A 1,198-nucleotide genomic window follows, 5' to 3' on the forward strand; every position below is an offset into this window, starting at 1 on the left:
GGCGTGTCTCGGGATCACCGATTACTCGATGATCTTCGACACGACGCCGGCGCCGACGGTACGGCCGCCTTCGCGGATGGCGAAACGCAGGCCGTCTTCCATCGCGATCGGCGCGATCAGCTCGACGGTGAAGCCGACGTTATCGCCCGGCATCACCATCTCGGTGCCTTCGGCCAGCGTCACGGTGCCGGTCACGTCGGTGGTCCGGAAGTAGAACTGCGGACGGTAGTTCGCGAAGAACGGGGTGTGACGGCCGCCCTCTTCCTTGGTCAGGATATAGGCCTCGGCTTCGAACTTGGTGTGCGGGGTCACCGAACCCGGCTTGCACAGCACCTGGCCGCGCTCGACCTTCTCGCGGTCGATACCACGCAGCAGCGCGCCGATGTTGTCGCCGGCTTCACCGCGATCCAGCAGCTTGCGGAACATTTCCACACCGGTACAGGTGGTGGTCTGGGTGTCCTTGATGCCCACGATCTCGATCGAGTCGCCGACATTGATCACGCCACGTTCCACACGGCCCGTCACCACGGTGCCGCGGCCCGAGATCGAGAACACGTCTTCGATCGGCATCAGGAAGGGCTGGTCGACAGCGCGCTCCGGGGTCGGGATGTACTCGTCAACCGCGGCCAGCAGTTCACGGATCTTGTTCTCGCCGATTTCCGGATCACGGCCTTCCATCGCCGCCAGGGCCGAGCCCGCAACGATCGGAATATCGTCGCCGGGGAAGTCGTACGAGCTCAGCAGCTCGCGGATTTCCATTTCCACCAGCTCCAGAAGTTCCTCGTCATCGACCTGGTCGACCTTGTTCATGAACACCACCAGCGCGGGCACGCCGACCTGGCGGGCCAGCAGGATGTGCTCGCGGGTCTGCGGCATCGGGCCGTCAGCGGCGTTCACCACCAGGATCGCGCCGTCCATCTGCGCCGCACCGGTGATCATGTTCTTCACATAGTCGGCGTGGCCGGGGCAGTCGACGTGGGCGTAGTGACGCGCTTCGGTCTCGTATTCCACGTGGGCGGTCGAGATGGTGATCCCGCGTGCTTTCTCTTCCGGCGCGCCGTCAATCTGGTCATACGCCTTGAAGTCGCCGAAATACTTCGTGATCGCTGCGGTCAGCGTCGTCTTGCCGTGGTCAACGTGGCCGATCGTGCCAATGTTGACGTGCGGTTTATTACGCTCAAACTTTTCCTTTGCCATT

Annotated in this window: 1 protein-coding gene; it reads right to left on the bottom strand. The window is 63.1% G+C overall.

Translation table 11 applies throughout. The annotated features are described in order from the left end of the window. Nucleotides 1-21: 21 nt before the first annotated feature. Nucleotides 22-1,197, bottom strand: coding sequence for an elongation factor Tu (gene tuf, locus MB818_RS21900; RefSeq protein ID WP_234144476.1), 1,176 nt, complete (start codon nucleotides 1,195-1,197; stop codon nucleotides 22-24). Nucleotide 1,198 lies beyond the last annotated feature (1 nt).

It is taken from the genome of Ruegeria alba, assembly GCF_022321465.1.
In the GTDB taxonomy this organism is placed as follows: domain Bacteria; phylum Pseudomonadota; class Alphaproteobacteria; order Rhodobacterales; family Rhodobacteraceae; genus Ruegeria_B; species Ruegeria_B alba.

Coding starts and splice junctions, on each gene's coding strand:
- tuf (WP_234144476.1), bottom strand. CDS start 1,197: ATGGCAAAGGAAAAGTTTGAGCGTAATAAACCGCACGTCAACATTGGC.